13 protein-coding genes are annotated in these 13,242 nt (G+C 52.2%); all 13 read right to left on the reverse strand.

What is annotated here, in order from left to right; genetic code table 11:
- Positions 1–11: 11 nt before the first annotated feature.
- Positions 12–686, reverse strand: coding sequence for a 4Fe-4S dicluster domain-containing protein (locus tag B5E82_RS07270; protein ID WP_087306892.1), 675 nt, complete (start codon positions 684–686; stop codon positions 12–14).
- A gap of 286 nt (positions 687–972) precedes the next feature.
- Complete coding sequence (locus tag B5E82_RS07275; protein WP_087306893.1) at positions 973–1,827, reverse strand: FAD/NAD(P)-binding protein; 855 nt, start codon at positions 1,825–1,827, stop codon at positions 973–975.
- Positions 1,827–2,885, reverse strand: a complete 1,059-nt coding sequence (locus tag B5E82_RS07280) for a 4Fe-4S dicluster domain-containing protein (protein ID WP_087306894.1) — start codon at positions 2,883–2,885, stop codon at positions 1,827–1,829. Before B5E82_RS07280 ends, B5E82_RS07275 begins: the two co-directional genes overlap by 1 nt.
- 1 nt (position 2,886) lies before the next feature.
- The gene (locus B5E82_RS07285; RefSeq protein WP_087306895.1) at positions 2,887–3,873 is read right to left on the reverse strand and encodes a 4Fe-4S dicluster domain-containing protein; all 987 of its coding nucleotides are present in this window, start codon (positions 3,871–3,873) and stop codon (positions 2,887–2,889) included.
- Positions 3,861–4,301 carry a hydrogenase iron-sulfur subunit gene (locus B5E82_RS07290; RefSeq protein ID WP_087306896.1) on the reverse strand — a complete coding sequence of 147 codons (441 nt, stop codon included), beginning with the start codon at positions 4,299–4,301 and terminating at the stop codon, positions 3,861–3,863. Before B5E82_RS07290 ends, B5E82_RS07285 begins: the two co-directional genes overlap by 13 nt.
- On the reverse strand, positions 4,292–6,277 hold the full coding sequence (locus B5E82_RS07295) for a CoB--CoM heterodisulfide reductase iron-sulfur subunit A family protein (RefSeq protein ID WP_087306897.1): 1,986 nt from the start codon (positions 6,275–6,277) through the stop codon (positions 4,292–4,294). The genes B5E82_RS07290 and B5E82_RS07295 overlap by 10 nt, the downstream gene beginning before the upstream one ends.
- Positions 6,278–6,300: 23 nt before the next feature.
- Entirely contained in the window at positions 6,301–6,693 is a 393-nt protein-coding gene (locus B5E82_RS07300; protein ID WP_087306898.1) for a 4Fe-4S dicluster domain-containing protein, read from the reverse strand.
- Entirely contained in the window at positions 6,686–7,552 is an 867-nt protein-coding gene (locus B5E82_RS07305) for a CoB--CoM heterodisulfide reductase iron-sulfur subunit B family protein (protein WP_087306899.1), read from the reverse strand. The genes B5E82_RS07300 and B5E82_RS07305 overlap by 8 nt, the downstream gene beginning before the upstream one ends.
- Positions 7,553–8,092: 540 nt before the next feature.
- Positions 8,093–9,049 carry an L-lactate dehydrogenase gene (locus tag B5E82_RS07310; RefSeq protein ID WP_087306900.1) on the reverse strand — a complete coding sequence of 319 codons (957 nt, stop codon included), beginning with the start codon at positions 9,047–9,049 and terminating at the stop codon, positions 8,093–8,095.
- Between the two features lie 115 nt (positions 9,050–9,164).
- The gene (locus B5E82_RS07315; protein ID WP_087306901.1) at positions 9,165–10,088 is read right to left on the reverse strand and encodes a LysR family transcriptional regulator; all 924 of its coding nucleotides are present in this window, start codon (positions 10,086–10,088) and stop codon (positions 9,165–9,167) included.
- A 137-nt stretch (positions 10,089–10,225) separates the two neighbouring features.
- Positions 10,226–11,338 carry an NAD(P)-dependent alcohol dehydrogenase gene (locus B5E82_RS07320; RefSeq protein WP_087306902.1) on the reverse strand — a complete coding sequence of 371 codons (1,113 nt, stop codon included), beginning with the start codon at positions 11,336–11,338 and terminating at the stop codon, positions 10,226–10,228.
- A 166-nt stretch (positions 11,339–11,504) separates the two neighbouring features.
- The gene (locus tag B5E82_RS07325) at positions 11,505–12,317 is read right to left on the reverse strand and encodes a hypothetical protein (RefSeq protein WP_087306903.1); all 813 of its coding nucleotides are present in this window, start codon (positions 12,315–12,317) and stop codon (positions 11,505–11,507) included.
- 314 nt (positions 12,318–12,631) lie between these two features.
- A complete protein-coding gene (locus B5E82_RS18950) occupies positions 12,632–12,790 on the reverse strand; it encodes a VanZ family protein (protein ID WP_442911303.1) in 159 nt (52 codons plus the stop codon).
- Positions 12,791–13,242 lie beyond the last annotated feature (452 nt).

Genomic DNA, 13,242 nt, shown 5'->3' on the forward strand with positions numbered 1-13,242 from the left:
CGCTTCCCTCCTTATTTCTCAATATCCCGGTTGTTGTACAGTTCCTGCATCTCCGTAATCGGCTTCTCCATAATCTGCTCAATCAGATCATCGAAGGCGCCGCTGTGGATTTCTTCCACACGCTTCTTCAGGTGCTGGGACTCCGGGGCTATGTATTTCCCGGTCAGTCTCCTGGCCAGCGTGCCTACCATCGGATGGGAGATGCCTGCCGGACAGCGGGAGGTACAGATGCCGCAGCCGATGCAGTCGAAGGACTCCTCCGCGCATTTCTCGAAATCGCCCCGCTGGGCGTAAGCAATATACTGCATCACGTTCAGCGACTGAGGACATCCCTTGGTACAGGCGTTGCAGCCGATGCAGCTGTAGATTTCCGGATAAAGGTCCATCATCACCCGCTGCTTCGGACTGACTTCCTCCATGTCATAATTCCGCTTGTCTGCCGGGAAGAAAGGCAGCGTGGCGATATACATGCCTTCCTGTACCTGTGTCTGGCAGGCCAGGCAGGTCTTCAGCTCATTGTTTCCCTTGATTCTGTAAATGGTGGCACAGGCACCGCAGAAGCCGTGGCGGCAGCCGCAGCCCCGGACCAGCCGGTAACCTGCATATTCCATGGCAGCCATGATTGTGAGATCTGCGGGCACGGAATATTTCTTTCCATAAAAATATACGTTTACCATATCCTGCATGTTCTATATACCGTTCCTTTCCTTCCTATGTTGGAATGAGTTTCTTTCCATTTTCCGTCTGTGTGCTATACCCCGCGCTGTCCAAGCTCGATTCCGCCCTGCGGGCTCCATTTCGCTTGAGGGCTCCCCCCAGGGGGCCTTTTCTTCGCATCGCCACCTCGATTCCGCCCTGCGGGCTTCATCTCGGTTGAGGCGTTCGCCTCATACATCCAAAAACCGCCAGTCTGTCTTACGTGCAAGCACGACGCCAGCCTGCCGCTTTTCGTCTGTGCGATGCTCAGTGCTGTCAATACTCTGGTGGCAGTTCGTCTATCTCATCGCAGCGGAACACGGGGCCGTCCTTGCAGACGTATTTGGAACCGATGTTGCACCGGCCGCATTTGCCGACGCCGCATTTCATCCGGAGCTCCAGCGTGGTGTACACCTGGGTTTTGTCAAAACCCATTTCCGTAAGCGCCGCAAGCACGAACTTAATCATAATAGGCGGTCCACAGACCAGCACAGTCTTGTCTGTGGCAAATTCCAGCTCTTTCAGATAGGAAGGAACAAAGCCTACATGGCCGTCCCAGCCCTCCTGCTCCCGGTCGATGGTCAGGTACACATCCACACCGGGCGTTTTCGCCCAGACCTCCTGGATTTCTTTCAGCTGAACCAGGTCATCCATGGAACGGGAACCATACAGGATATCTACCGCGCCGTAGTTGTCCCGCTTGTCAAGCACATAATTGATGACGGAGCGCAGGGGCGCAAGACCGATTCCTCCGGCGATGAACAGAAGGTTCTGACCCTTCAGGGCCGTCTCCACCGGAAATGAATTGCCGTAAGGTCCGCGCACGGTGATTTCCTCGCCGGCTGTCATATTATGCAGGTAATCCGTCAGGGTTCCACAGCGCTTGATACTGAACTCCTGGAATTCGGTATTGGTCGGTGAAGAGGTAATGGAAAACATCGCCTCGCCCACGCCGGGCACCGAAACCATCGCGCACTGTCCGGGCATATGCTCAAAGAGCTTCTTTCCGTCCCGTCCTACCACACGGAAGGTCTTTACATCCGGCGTCTCCGTCCGGATATCCGTGATGACGCCAATCATTGGAATCAGAGTATCCGGTTTTGTCTTTCCGCCGCAGCTGCATTCACACATTACGCCTCACCTCCCATTTTCTTAATCACTTTTACGATATTCAGGGATGCGGGACATTTGCTGACGCAGCGTCCGCAGCCCACGCAGGAATATAAACCGTCATTGTTGGCCGGATAATAGACCAGCTTGTGCATGAATCTCTGGCGGAACCGCTGCATCTGGCTGGTTCGCAGGTTTCCATGGGCCATCATGGTAAAATCAGAGTACATGCAGGAATCCCAGCAGCGGTAGCGCTGTACGCCGTTCTTTCCGCCGTCGAAATCCCGGATGTCGTAGCACTGGCAGGTGGGACATACAAAGGTGCAGGTTCCGCAGGCCAGACAGGGCTTATACATCTCTTCCCAGAGCGGAGAATCAAAAAGCTCCATGGTATTTTCCGGTTTGAATCTGGAAAGGTTCAGATGGGAAAGGGGCAGCTTCTCTGTGATATCACGAATGGACGACTGCTCTTTCGCCACGGCTTTTTCCGCCTTCTCTGCCGCGTCCGGCGCGGAAGCAGCGTCCGCATTTTCCAGAAGCCCGGCCAGAGATACCGTAAGCGCCTCTCCTTTTTCCGTCAGCGGCTTCCAGTACAGGCTGTCCTCTATGATCCAGGTCTCCACATCAGCTCCCGGCTCTGCCGCGTCAATACCGAAGTTTTTACAGAAGCAGGTTTCTTCCGGCTCATGGCACGCCAGGGATACGATGATGCCGTGCTCCCGCCGGGCCGCATAGAAGGTATCCACCGGATCGCTTAAGAAGACTCTGTCCAGCACCTCGATGGCTTTCACGTCGCAGGCGCGCATGCCAAAGACCACAAACGGCCTGTCGCAGAGCTTCTGCGGATCAATGGAGAGCTTACCGTCCTCGTTCTTACAGCGGTAGAGCACCTCGCTCTGAGGAAAGAAGCAGTCCTTGGCAGACTTTACGGTTTTCAGCGTATCGAGATCAAAGCATTCTTCTTCGCTCCAGAGCCCGTAATTGGTCTGATCGGCTTTCCGTAAAGGGAGGAAGAGATCCTGATTTCCGCTTATGGCTGCAAAGAGCTCTGCGAGCCTGCTTTTGTCGATTCTGTACATGCTATCTTCCGCCTCCTCTCTCACTTACAATCCCCGGCTCCACATCCTCAAAGGTAAAATCCGTCAGGGGAGCCCGGCTTTCCGTATCGGCTCCTGCCTGGTATTCGCCGTAGAAGGTATTGATATCCTTGATAAATTTCCGGTTCAGAAGCTGAAGCGGGATGCCTTCCGGACATACCCTGCTGCACTCGCCGCAGTCCGTACAGCGTCCGGCCACATGATAAGCCCGGATAATATGGAACATCTGCTCCTCAAAGGTATCGACATTCGCTTTCTGGCTGCTGTCAAACTGATTGCCGTCAAACACGCATTTCAGGCAGCTGCAGGCCGGACAGACATTCCGGCAGGCATTGCAGCGGATACATTTGGAGAGCTGTTCCTGCCAGAACGCGAACCGCTCCTTCGGCGGCATGGCTTCCAGCTCCTCCACCTTCGCGAAGCGGTTTCCGGCAAGTTCTCCCGGTCCCGCCTCTTCGCCTTCCTCTGCGCCAATCAGTTCGTCAAAGACCACGTGGATTTTCCCTTTGCAAACTTTACAGCGCTCCAGAAGAGCGTCCATCAGGGGCATTTCCTTTTCCCCGTAAAGGGTCTTTACTTTCAGCGTATCTCCCTCGATGGCAGCGTCCTCGATGCCCTTGATTCCGGCGCTTAAGACCTTTTCTGCTTTCAGGGTTCCATGGCAGCCTACGCCGATGATATAAGTCTTCTCCCTCTTTACCCGGTGCTCCTTTGTGAGCTGGTTGAAGCTGTAGGTATCGCAGGGTTTTAAAAATACCAGCGTCGTTCCCTCCAGCTTCCCGGCTGCGATCAGATACTTGCTTAAATTCGCGCCGCAGAAGGGGTTATACACGAAATCTTTCAAATCTTCTTCTTTTTCAAAATAAGCAGGCTCCGGGTCCCAGCCCATATCGCCCTTTTTCCAGCCGAGCACCCGCGACACGGTTCCGTCAGCCAGAAGCTCTTTTGCTCTTGTGATCAGTTCTTGCATCGCAGATCCTCCAGTCTTACGTTTTCTCCGAGCTCGTGAATCTTCGCCACAAACTCATTCATGGTCGTCGAGAACTTAACGCCCTCGGCCGCGGACACCCATTCCACGCGGGTACGCCCGTTTTCCACACCCAGGTAATCCAGCATGGAGAACAGAAGCGTCATTCTTCTTCTGGTATAATAGTTGCCTGTGGTATAGTGGCAGTCTCCCGGATGGCAGCCGCACAGGATCACGCCGTCGGCTCCTCTCTGGAAAGCTCTTAAGATAAACATGGGATTCACCCGGCAGGAGCAGGGCACCCGGATAATCTTCACATCCGCCGGATAGGCAAGGCGGCTGCTGCCGGCCAGGTCCGCTCCGGCGTAGCTGCACCAGTTGCAGCAGAACGCCACGATTTTCGGTCGGAATTCTGTATTTTCTACCTGCATATCGCATCCACCTCCGCAAGAATTTGTCTGTTTGAGAAGCCCTGCAGATCCATGGCGCCTGACGGGCAGGCCACTGTGCAGGCTCCGCAGCCCTGACAGAGGGCGCTGTTGACCACTGCCACACGTCTCGTCTCCCGGATGCCGTGGTCGTTCACTTCCTGCTCCTCATAGGAAATGGCTCCGTAGGGGCAGACCTTTTCGCAGGAGGAACAGCCGTTGCAGAGCAGGGTATCCGACTTGGCCACGCAGGGATTCGTCACCAGATGGTCCTTTGCCAGAAGTCCGACTACCTTCACAGCCGCGGCTCCAGCCTGGGCTACCGTCTCCGGAATATCCTTCGGTCCCTGGCAGACGCCGGAGAGGAAGATGCCCGCCGTGGGCGATTCCACCGGACGCAGCTTCGCGTGGGACTCCGTCAGGAAATTATTCGTATCAATGCTGGCCGTCAGCATGGTCGCGATTTTCCGCACGTCAGGATTCGGTTCTATCGCCGTCGCCAGAACTACCATGTCCGTCTCCATGAGAATCCGCCTGTTGTCCAGCAGATCCACGCCCTGCACCAGAAGCTTATCGCCCTGGGGCGCCACCTTTCCAACCTGACCCTTAATATAATGGACGCCGTATTCTTCCACGGCCCGGCGGTAAAATTCATCGAAGTTCTTGCCCGGCGTACGCACGTCTATGTAAAATACCGTCACATCCACATCCGGATACTTATCGCGGATCAGCATCGCATGCTTGGCGGTGTACATACAGCAGATCTTGGAGCAGTAGCTCTTTCCGCGGTTATCGGCACAGCGGGAGCCCACACACTGGATAAATACCATGGACTTGGGAGCCCTGTGATCCGACATACGCTCCAGATGGCCCTTTGTGGGACCCGCCGCGTTCATGATACGCTCCAGCTCCAGGGAGGTAATCACATCCGGACTCTGGCTGTAAGCATATTCGTCATATTTATCAAGCTTAATCGTATCGAAGCCCGTGGCTACCACGATAGCTCCGTAATTTTCCGTAATGATCTCATCCTTCTGCTCATAGTCAATGGCTCCGGCCTGGCAGACCTTCGCGCAGACGCCGCATTTTCCGGTCTTGAACTTGATGCAGTGCTCCCGGTCAATGACAGGCACGTTGGGGATGGCCTGGGCAAAAGGCGTGTAGATGGCGCTTCTCTTATCAAGTCCCCGGTTGAACTCGTTGGGCGCCTTTTTGGACGGGCATTTCTCCTGGCAGACGCCGCAGCCCGTACACTTGCTCATATCCACGCTTCTGGCTTTCTTCCGGATTTCCACATGAAAATCGCCCACAAAGCCTGTCACCTTCTCCACCTCGCTGTAAGTGTAAATGGTGATGTTTTCGTGGGCTGCCGCCTCCACCATCTTCGGCGTCAGGATACAGGCAGAGCAGTCCAGGGTCGGGAAAGTCTTGTCAAGCTGGGACATTCTTCCGCCGATACTCGGCGTCTTTTCTACAATGTCCACCTTGTAGCCGGCCTCGGCAATGTCAAGGGCCGTCTGGATGCCGGCGATACCGCCGCCAATCACGAGAGCCCGTTTCACTACCCGGCTGGTCCCGGCCGTCAGGGGTGCGTTCAGCATCACCTTCGCGATGGCCGCCCTTGCCAGGATAATGGCCTTCTCTGTGGCTTCCTCTCTGTCTTTATGTATCCAGGAACAGTGCTCGCGGATATTCGCGATCTCTACCATGTAGGGATTTAAGCCCGCGCGCTGCGCCGCCTGGCGGAATGTATTTTCGTGCATTCTGGGAGAACAGGAACAGACAACGATGCCTGTGAGCTGTTTTTCCTTTATGGCCTCCCGGACTTTGAGCTGTCCGGCTTCGGAGCACATATACTGATAATCCTCCGCGTGGACCACGCCCGGCTCCTTCGCCGCCGCTGCCACCACCCGGTCAATGTCTACCGTCGCCGCAATGTTCGTACCGCAATGACAGACAAATACTCCTATTCTATGCACTTTTCTTCACCTCCTGATCCTCTCTATTTGCTGTATTTGCGGAACGCGCTTGCCAGAAGCTGCTGGGGCAGTTCCGCATCCAGAAGCTCCGGCACCTCGTCCGGGTTTAAATAATTGCCGCCTCTCTGGCGTACCACCATCAGCCTTGCCGCCTCGATGAGCTTCGCCGGTTTCACGTCTCTCGGGCACCGCTCCACGCAGGCAAAGCAGGAAAGGCATTTCCAGAGACTCTTTGATTCCAGAAGAGAGCTCACATCGCCGCTCTCCACATAGGAGACAAACTGATGGGGACGGATGTCCATCTCATCATAGGCCGGACAGGATGCAGAGCACTTGCCGCATTTCATGCATTTTCTTGTATTGACACCGCTGATCTCGCGGATCATGTCAGCCTTTGCCGTTTCTGTGCTATACATCTGCATCTCCTCCTTCCGCGTATTCTCCCTGGCCTTCCGCCCCGGAAGCCGCCGCATGATCCGGCGCTTCTTTCTCCGGCAGCAGTCCCAGAGCCTCCGCAAGAATCTCTGTCAGGTAGGTCACCGGAACCTTCTCCCGGCTTCCGCTGTTCCTTAAATTATAGAGACACAGGGGGCAGGCGGTAATCAGCTCTTCCGCCCCGTGACAGACGGCAGATTCCATCACTTTGTCTACCAGGCTTCCTGCCAGCGGTTTATCCTTCAATGATATGTACCCTCCGCAGCACTCATTCCGAAACGGATAGACCACCGGCTCCGCTCCCAGCGCCCGGATGAAATCCTCCATCACTGTGGGATTCTCCGGATCGTCAAAGGCCATCACGGAGCTTGGACGAAGCAGCATACAGCCATAGTACGCGCCGATTTTCCGTCCGGTCAGAGGACGCACCACCTTTTCCTTCAGGGTATCGAAGCCCACCCGGTCGCGCAGCACTTCGAGAAAATGAAGCACCTTCGTCTCTCCCAGATAGGGCTCGTCAAGCTTCAGATAATTGTTTGCCCTGGTGCGGATATCCTCCACATGCTGCATATCGTCGTTCACACGCTTGATAACATGATGACAGGCAGAACAGAGCGTCACCAGATCCTGGCCCTTTTCCTTCGCGTCGTTTAAGGCGCGGACTGCCGACAGCTTTGTGGCGATTTCGTCCGAAGCCAGAGGATAGACAGCTCCGCAGCACTGCCACTCTTCAATCTCCTGAAGCGTAAAGCCCAGCGCCTCTGCTGACATTCTGGCGTATCGATCCAGGTCCTGCGCCTTGTTCTTCAACGTGCAGCCCGGATAATAGCTGTACACCATTTGACTACCTCCTTCTTTCCATTTGATAAATTTCTATCAATTTTTCAACATTGTATCATGTCGTCATTTTTTTAACAACCCCTTCCGGGGATTTTTTTATGGTTTTTTCTAAACTTTTTATACAAAATGTTATATTCTGTGTTATTTTTTCATCCATTTTTGTTAAATCCCAGCGTTTTTCTGGGAATTTTTATCGACTAACTCTGTAGTTTTTCCCTGTATATGTTAATTTGTTAACTTTATTGTCAGTCCTTTAACAGATAAATCGGATAGGGGAAGCTGCTTCCTCTATCCGGCTGCCGGGTACAGCGCGCAAAAAAAGAAGCATGGATCTGTCCCCAAATCCACGCTTCTTTTTATTCCCGCGGGCAGTGAGCCAAGCGGACGCGCTCGCGCGTCCATTTGGCGAACGCCGCGAGGGTCAAATACCCCGATGCTTGCATCGTTTCTAGTTTGATGCCCCGTATGCTTGCATCGGGGTATTTGACTTGCCATCTGTCGTTTTATATTATGTTAAGAATACACAACAGCCGCTTCCGCTTAGTCGTTCGCAACCACGTCCGCGATAAAGTCTTTCAGGACCTTTGCAGAATGTCTCAGAGCCACCAGCTCCTCATCCGTCATGGAAATCTTCAGGGTTCTGGCAATACCCTCGCCATTGACTACGCAGGGAAGGCTGATCGTAGAGCCTGCCATGTCGCCGTAGCTCTCATCCAGCACATGAGCAACCGGAAGAACGGTATTCTGATTCTTCAGAATAGACTCCACAATACGGAAAGCAGACATTGCGATTCCGTCAAAGGTAGCGCCCTTCAGAGAAATAACGTCTGCGCCTGCGGTACGCGCCTTTGTGGCAATCTCCGTCTTTACTTCCTCCTTCTCTTTCTCGTCTGTGGGAAGGAAGTGATCGATGGTCTCGCCTGCCACGTTTACGCTGCTCCAGATCGGAACCTGGGAATCGCCATGCTCACCGAGAATGTATCCCTGAATGTCACGGATATCCACCTTGCAGCGGCGGCTTAAGAGATAACGGAAACGCGCCGTATCCAGAGAAGTACCTGTTCCGATGACGCGCTCTGCCGGAAGTCCTGTCTCCTTCTGAATCAGATAGGTATTGACATCTACCGGGTTGGATACAACGATAATCAGAGGATTCTTTGCATATTTCATAATGTTCTGCGCAATGTCTCTGGCAATACCTGTGTTCACCTTTGCCAGATCCAGACGGGTCTGTCCTTCCTTACGCGCAACGCCTGCAGTCACGATGATGATCTTCGCGTCTGCACATTCCTCATATCCGCCCTGCTTGATACGTACCTGGCTGTAGAAAGCTGTACCATGGGAAATATCGAGGGCCGCACCCTTTGCCTTCTTCTCATTTACATCGATCAGAACGATCTCTCCTACCTGCGCGCGCAGCATCAGAGTGTAGCAGATGGTTTCTCCTACGTTTCCTGCTCCGATCACAACGATCTTGTTTGATGTCTCACTGTTCATACTCTGTTACCTCTCTCTCGTTTACGTATTGTAATTGATAATTTTTCAGCAATCCACTGTATTATAGCACGTTGTTAAAGTAGTAACAAGCCCTAAAATAAAGTTTTGTATTTTTTCACGTACATTTTACATGGCTTCTGCCATTTTCTTTCTTCTCCTCAAATTCACTGCAGAGATAACGGAAAAATTTCTCCGCAGCCGGCGACAGGCGGTTCGCCCTATGCCGCACCAGCTGTACGGTCCAGAGAATCTCCGGCTCTTCCAGAGGCAGCGCCTTCACTCCGCCGGTTCTGATATACTCCGTCACAAAATCAATGGTGACGCTCAAGCCCTGCTTCATTGCGCACAGCTCATGGCAGAAGCCAATGTCACCGGTCTCTGCCACAATCTCCGGATATACGCCGGCGTCCATACATTTTTTCCGGAACACCTCATAAATCCGGAAATCATTTCCCTCCATAATGAGAGGCTCGTCCTTCAGATCCTGATAGGTGAGACGCTCCCGTTCGTACAGCGGATGTCCCTCATACACCAGAATCCTGATACAGCGGGAAAACAGATCGATGCTCTCATATCTGTCTCCAAACGGCTCCTCCCCCTTTACCAGAAGCCCTATCTCGTAATCGCCTTCAACCAACTGCTGCTCCGCCTGGAGATCCGGGTATTCCCTCCACTGCAGATGGATCTCCGGGTACTTCCTTTTAAATTCCAGAATTCTGGAATAGGGCAGGGCCGACAGCGCCCCGTAGCTGCACACCAGGCGCAGGGCTTCCTCTTCCCCATAAAGGCTCCGCACCTGAAATGCCGTCTGATGCATGCTTTTCAGAAGCTTCTCCGCCTCCTGATAAAAATAGTCTCCGGCTCTGGTGGGCTCAAGCCCCTTCACAGAGCGTTCAAAGAGCCTGACCTGAAGCTCTTCCTCCAGCGCGTAAAGAGTGCGGCTTAAGCCCTGCGGCGAAATATACAGCTCCGCAGCCGCCTGCCGGATGCTCCGCTTCTCATAGATTTTTCGATAGTATTCCAGTGTTTTGAAATCCAAGGCTTCTGTTCTCCTGCTCCGTTTTTTCGCGCAAAAAAGCTATACCGTTTCCAGTATAGCCTTTTTGAAAAGAGCTGTAAAGCTCCGCTTATTTTCCTCGGTTTTCGCTTCTTTTCCCCGGTTTTCGCCTATTTCGTTTATTTCTCCCAGCCTTCGTCCATGCGGACCACAGCTTTCAGCGCCGTTCCGTTATGGGAATCCGCAAAGGCCTGGTTGATGTCCGCAAAGGAATAATATTTGACGAGCTTATCTACCGGGAATCTGCCCTGCCGGTAATACTCCAGCATTTTCGGAATAAAGACCTTCGGCACAGCCGCTCCTTCTATCACGCCGGAAATAGTCTTTCCCTCTGCCATCAGCTCTCCGAACATATCGATTTCCATGGGCGGCGTGATTCCCACAACCACTTCTACCCCCATAGGCGCCAGGCAGTGCAGTCCCTTTCTGACAAAATCCGGCACTCCGCTGGTGTCAATGGAATAATTGGCACCGCCGCCCGTAATCCTCTTGATCTCTCCCACGATATCATCGCACTGCTTCCGGTTGATGACATGGGTCGCTCCGATCTCAAGGGCCAGCTTCAGGCTCTTCTCGTTGCCGCCCACGCCGATGATCTTCGAGCAGCCGGCGATGCGCGCGGCCATAATCGCGCTCATGCCCACCGTGCCGCAGCCAAACACCACGATAGATGTTCCAAACTCCGGCTTCAGGAAATTCAGCACCGTTCCCGCTCCTGTCTGAATGCCGCAGCCCAGCGGCGCCACAATCCCCAGATCGATGCTGTCATCCTCCACCTTGATCGCGCAGTCCGCGTCCACCACCGCATACTCCGCAAAGGCCGACTGGCCGAAAAACATGGAAAGTGTTTCGCCGTTCTGGGACAATCTCGAGGTTCCGTCCCGCAGAACGCCGCCGAAATTGATGTCGTTGAAATGCTCGCAGCTTGCCACATGAGCTGTATGGCAGTTATCACAGTGACCACAGAAAGCAAAGGAAAAGCCAACCCGGTCCCCCTTTTTAAACTCGGTCACGCCTTCTCCGACCTTTTCCACAATGCCTGCTCCCTCATGTCCCAGCACGGCCGGAAGCGGCGTCGGCACCTGCTCGTGCTGCGCTGCCTCATCCGTATGGCAGATTCCGCAGGCTGCGATTTTCACCAGAATTTCCCCCGCCTTCGGCTCCTCCAGATCCACCGTCTCAATCTGAAACGGCTCTGCGTTTGCGTGTGTCACTGCTGCTTTGATTTTCATATGAATCCCCTTTCCGGCTATCAAGCCCTTTTGTTAAAATAATAACATTTAAAAGGCAGCCTGCATAGCAACGGAAAAGGGACGGGTGTTCCATATTTCTGCACGCACTATTTTTCAGCTGTACAAGAAAATTTAAAAAGAACAACTCATTATAATCATCGAAACATTAATAAACCGCATTCTCCATAAGGCACAGCGTCTCTGAAACCGCCAGAAACTCTTCTTCCGTATATTCTTCTTCACTTAGATACAGGCAATAGGAAATACGGCTTCCTTCCCTCTCCGTGCGGGCTATATACCAGACGGTCCCGGAATCGGTCTGCCGTATCCCCCGGCGGAGAATCAGAGCGTCTTTTCCCCATCCTCCCGTCTCAAGAGGAGTCAGTTCCTTTACAACTGACGTCCCCTGCTCTATCTCTCCATTCCCCCAAATCTCAATGCCGCCCGCCAGCGGTTTTTCGGCATAGAAGCCTGCATTTTCCAATGTCAGTTCTTCTTCTGCCTCCCCTTCTCTCAAAAATGCAGCGCCGCCGTGGCTGCCCATCCAGTATTTGAAACCGCTCAACCTCAATCCTTCCGGGAGCGTCACTGTCAGATAATCTGACATCTCCACGTTTCCATCCAGAATATGTTCCAGATTCCCGGAACGGATATCCGCGCAGCTTCCATCGTAAGCATATTCCTCTTCTGCGGAATCAAGCTCCAGAAAATCCTCTCGAAAAACCACTGCTCCATCCAGAGCGCCTTCATAAGGAGCGGCAGCCAGTTCTTTATCGCTTGCGCTTACACGCAGGCACAACGTCTCCCCCTCATAATCAAATTCCAGCGTTTCCCACAGACTGCCTTCTTCCTGAAGCGGAGACAAGTCCAGATATGGCCCAAAGTCTTCGATTGCCAGCTCCGCGTGCTTTGCCGCAAGCTGCTCCACAGCTTCGGCAGTAAGGATCTCTTTTTCTTCTTCCGAAAAGTCCTCTATCATTTTCGGATTCTGCTCTGGTTCTTTCTGGATGTTTCCTATAGATTCAATTGATGGATGCTTTTCTGATGAACAGCCTGATAAAACGAAACCGAAGCAAAAGGCAAATACTAAATGTTTTAAAGTCATATATTAGCTCCCTTTAAAAATATGGAACAGGCCAAAACCTGTTCCATAAGCGTTCAATAAAATAATGCTATCTTTTTCCTAAAACCATTTAGCTATAGTTGAAGCAGCACATTTAACTGAAGCGCATCTCTGATAAATGTAAGAAAACATTTGACTATTTTTTTGCAGGTATGAAAATTTCCGGACTATCATCGCCAAGCAGCAAATAACCCATATCCTGCCAAGCCTCCAATAAGATTTAAAAGGAGATCCTTTATATCAAAGTACAGCGTGATCGAATGAAAAACTGCTATGATAACTATCTGAAACAATTCCAGGCCGAAAGAAAATATCACTATTAAAAACAATACGATGTGATATTGCTATTGCAAAAGGGATTAATCCCATCCGGAGTTGCCACCAATATCCAAGGCTTCAACTTCAATCAGCTTATTTCCAGAGACCTCGATATTTCATATATCGAGCTGCATAAAGCATAAGCATTATCATTATAGCTCTTGAGAAGACAGACATGCAATCTGTCTTTTTGTCGTGTCTAAAATATGTTCCATATCTAGTAAAAGGCTGCCAGTTTCCATAAAATGCGGTTGTGAGGATGGATTCAATGTTTTTTTATAAAAGCATCAGGCATCTTTATCGTTAACTAAATGGCATTGATTCAGATAGATGCCCATAACTATACTCTCCTTCCATGAAAGTATGATTCCATTTTAACATGAAGAATATCGTGTGGAAAGACACATTGGAATCAATTCTGCCAAGAATGAGCGATACTTTCAGCAGTCGGGACGGCAGTACA

This window comes from Lachnoclostridium sp. An138, from assembly GCF_002160765.1.
In the GTDB taxonomy this organism is placed as follows: domain Bacteria; phylum Bacillota; class Clostridia; order Lachnospirales; family Lachnospiraceae; genus Laedolimicola; species Laedolimicola faecalis.

Coding starts and splice junctions, on each gene's coding strand:
- B5E82_RS07305 (WP_087306899.1), bottom strand. CDS start 7,552: ATGGTGTACAGCTATTATCCGGGCTGCACGTTGAAGAACAAGGCGCAG.
- B5E82_RS07310 (WP_087306900.1), bottom strand. CDS start 9,049: ATGAACAGTGAGACATCAAACAAGATCGTTGTGATCGGAGCAGGAAAC.
- B5E82_RS07325 (WP_087306903.1), bottom strand. CDS start 12,317: ATGATAGAGGACTTTTCGGAAGAAGAAAAAGAGATCCTTACTGCCGAA.
- B5E82_RS07275 (WP_087306893.1), bottom strand. CDS start 1,827: ATGTGTGAATGCAGCTGCGGCGGAAAGACAAAACCGGATACTCTGATT.
- B5E82_RS07285 (WP_087306895.1), bottom strand. CDS start 3,873: ATGCAAGAACTGATCACAAGAGCAAAAGAGCTTCTGGCTGACGGAACC.
- B5E82_RS07290 (WP_087306896.1), bottom strand. CDS start 4,301: ATGCAGGTAGAAAATACAGAATTCCGACCGAAAATCGTGGCGTTCTGC.
- B5E82_RS07320 (WP_087306902.1), bottom strand. CDS start 11,338: ATGAAAATCAAAGCAGCAGTGACACACGCAAACGCAGAGCCGTTTCAG.
- B5E82_RS07270 (WP_087306892.1), bottom strand. CDS start 686: ATGCAGGATATGGTAAACGTATATTTTTATGGAAAGAAATATTCCGTG.
- B5E82_RS07300 (WP_087306898.1), bottom strand. CDS start 6,693: ATGTATAGCACAGAAACGGCAAAGGCTGACATGATCCGCGAGATCAGC.
- B5E82_RS07280 (WP_087306894.1), bottom strand. CDS start 2,885: ATGTACAGAATCGACAAAAGCAGGCTCGCAGAGCTCTTTGCAGCCATA.